This is a genomic window from Sulfurihydrogenibium sp. (genome assembly GCF_027448985.1).
Classification (GTDB): domain Bacteria; phylum Aquificota; class Aquificia; order Aquificales; family Hydrogenothermaceae; genus Sulfurihydrogenibium.
In genome coordinates this window covers 1-3,281 of the sequence record NZ_DAIDMN010000112.1, presented here as the reverse complement: position 1 = coordinate 3,281, position 3,281 = coordinate 1, and the positions used below count along the sequence as shown (strand labels likewise).

The window sequence follows — 3,281 nt, the reverse complement described above, 5'->3', positions numbered from 1 at the left end:
GGCTACAACTGGCTTGGAGAACCAGTCTATAACCCATTTGATATACTACTACTATTTGCCAACAAAATGTTTAGACCCTACTGGTTTGAAACCGGAACACCAACATTTTTGATAAAACTACTTATAAACAAAAAAGAATACCTACCACAATTAGAAAATCTATCTGCAAGCGAAGAGATAATATCAAACCTTGACATAGACTTTATAAAGCCAGAAAACGTACTGTTCCAATCCGGATACCTAACTATAAAAAACACAAAAAAGATAGGAGCAAGGACCATATACATACTAACCTATCCAAACCTAGAAGTAAAAATGAGCCTAAACAGTACACTTTTGGAATACCTATTTTACGATTTAGAGCCCTCAGAGTACACGATAAAAATAGCAGAAGCGTTAGAGAACGCAGAATTAGACCAAGTAAAACAAAACCTATACAGCTTTTTTGCAAGTATACCAACAGATTGGTACCGGAAAAACGACATATACCAGTACGAAGGTTTTTACGCATCTGTAATATACGCACTACTTACCGGAAGTGGCTTAACAACCATCACAGAAGATGCTACAAACAGAGGGAAGATAGACCTGACGGTGATATCACAGGACAAAGTTTACATAATAGAGTTTAAAGTAATAGAAGAAAGCCAAGAAGGAAAAGCATTAGACCAGATAAAAGAGAAAAAGTACTACGAGAAGTATCAAGACAGGTATAAGGATATATACCTAATTGGCATCGAGTTTAGCAAAGAGAAAAGGAATATAACAAACTTTGAGGTTGAGAAGGTAAAAAAGGAGGAGGTATGAAAGCTGTTATACTTGCAGGTGGAAGTGGAACAAGGCTTTATCCTATGTCAAGAAAAAATTTTCCGAAACAGTTTTTAACCTTTGGTGATAACCAAAGCCTACTTCAAAAAACTGTAAAAAGAATCTCAAAAGCTATTGATAAAAATAACGATTTAATAATAATATCAAATCAGGAATATCAATTTCATGTTAAAAATCAACTTAAAGATTTAATAGATGGTAATCTTAACTTAATTTTAGAACCAAAAGGAAAAAACACCGCTCCAGCTATCGCTTTAGCTGTTAAATATGCTGTAGAAAAATTAGGCTGTTTAGAAGACGAAATTTTATTTATATCTCCTTCTGACCACATAATATATCCGGAGGATAAATTTGTAGAGTACTTAAAAAAGGTGGAAGATTATGCAAAAGAAGGATATATAGTTACATTTGGAATAAATCCATCAAAACCAGAAACCGGATACGGTTATATAGAAGCAGACTATCCAATAAAAGAAGCTTACAAAGTAAAGCAATTTCACGAAAAACCGGATTTGGCTACAGCACAAAAATATCTTTTATCCGGAAATTATTTCTGGAACAGTGGTATGTTTGCATTCAGTATAAAAACAATTCTTGAAGAATTTAAAAATCATGCTCCAGAAATATACAACCTTATTGATAACAAAACTTATGAAGAAGTTTTAGACTCCTTTAACCAAATGCCAGATATATCTATCGACTATGCCATCATGGAAAAAACGGATAAAGCTATTGTTTTACCATTAAACATATCTTGGTCTGATGTTGGTTCTTGGGACAGTGTTTACGAAGTTTTAGACAAAGACGAAAACAACAACGTTAAAATAGGAGACGTAGTAGATTTGGATACTAAAAACTCTCTTATCATCTCTAATAATAGATTGGTATCTACCGTAGGTATAGAAGATTTGATTTTGATAGAGACTTCAGATGTTGTTGTGGTTGCAAAAAAAGGAGAAGGACAGAAAATTAAGGATTTAGTTAACATGCTCAAAAATCATCCAAAATATAAACAAACTACACAATTTCATACAACAGTTTACAGACCTTGGGGAAGCTACACAGAGTTAGAAAAAGGAGAAAGATACAGAATAAAAAGAATAACGGTTTTACCTGGACATGCTCTTAGCCTGCAACTGCACCATCATCGAAGCGAACACTGGATTGTAGTAAAAGGAACGGCAAAAGTTGTATTAGAAGATATAAATGGAAATGAAAAAAAAGAGTATTACATCCACGAAAATGAAAGCATATACGTACCAAAGACAACAAAACACAGATTAATAAATCCTGGAAAAATACCACTTGAAATAATAGAGGTTCAAGTAGGAGAGTATGTAGAAGAAGATGATATAATAAGATTTGAGGATATATACGGTAGAGGATAAAATGAAAAAACTGCCAATAGGAATACAAACATTTAGCAAAATAATACAAGAAAATCATTACTATATAGATAAAACACCATTTATCAAAAAGTTAGAATCAGGAGGATACTACTTTTTAAGCAGACCAAGAAGGTTTGGAAAATCTCTATTCTTAGATACTCTAAAAGAAGCATTCAGTGGAAACAGAGAACTGTTTAAAGGTTTGTATTTGTATGATAACTGGGATTGGGATAAAAAATATCCGGTTATAAAAGTAAGCTTTGGAATGGGAGTCCATAGAACACCACAAGAGTTGAATCTAAAAATCATAGAAGCTTTGGCTCAGATAGAAAGAAATTACGATATAAAACTAACAAACCAAACACCCAGTGGAAAATTTTACGAGGCTATAGAAAAACTATCGGAAAAATACAACCAAAAAGTAGTGGTATTGATAGACGAGTACGACAAACCAATATTAGACAGGATAGAAGAACCGGATATAGCAAAAGAAAACAGAGAAGTACTAAAAGACTTCTACTCTGTGTTGAAAGATGCAGACCCATACCTACATCTTGTATTCATAACCGGTGTATCAAGATTTTCAAAAGTATCAATATTCAGTGGACTAAACCAGCTAAACGACATAACCTTAGACAAAGAGTTTGCAACCATATGTGGATACACCCAAACAGAATTAGAAACAGTCTTTGAAGATAGGATAAAAGACTTTGATAAAGAAGAAGTAAAAAAGTGGTACAACGGCTACAACTGGCTTGGAGAATCAGTTTATAACCCATTTGACATACTTCTACTGTTTGACAAAAAAGAGTTTAGACCATACTGGTTTGAAACCGGAACACCTACATTTTTGATAAAAATGTTTCAAAAAAACCAGTACTACCTTCCAGATTTAGAGAACTTGGAAGTAGGAGAAGAGATACTATCTAACCTTGATATTGATTACATCTATCCGGAAAACTTACTCTTCCAATCCGGATATCTGACTATAAAAGACCATTACAGAATATCAAACAAAAACTACTACCTACTGACATATCCAAACCTTGAAGTAAAAACAAGTTT

3 protein-coding genes are annotated in these 3,281 nt (G+C 33.2%); all 3 read left to right on the top strand.

Features of this window, described 5'->3' with window-relative positions:
* Positions 1-807 (top strand): PD-(D/E)XK nuclease domain-containing protein (locus tag NE054_RS07555; protein ID WP_297890296.1); only part of this gene is annotated, 807 nt, incomplete at its 5' end.
* Complete coding sequence (locus tag NE054_RS07550) at positions 804-2,216, top strand: mannose-1-phosphate guanylyltransferase/mannose-6-phosphate isomerase (RefSeq protein ID WP_297890295.1); 1,413 nt, start codon at positions 804-806, stop codon at positions 2,214-2,216. The genes NE054_RS07555 and NE054_RS07550, both read left to right, overlap by 4 nt.
* A gap of 1 nt (position 2,217) precedes the next feature.
* On the top strand, positions 2,218-3,281 hold a 1,064-nt coding region (locus tag NE054_RS07545), incomplete at its 3' end, for an AAA family ATPase (RefSeq protein ID WP_297890294.1).

Excerpts from the sequence above, each read along its gene's own strand:
- NE054_RS07550 (WP_297890295.1), top strand. The coding sequence starts at position 804 with ATGAAAGCTGTTATACTTGCAGGTGGAAGTGGAACAAGGCTTTATCCT.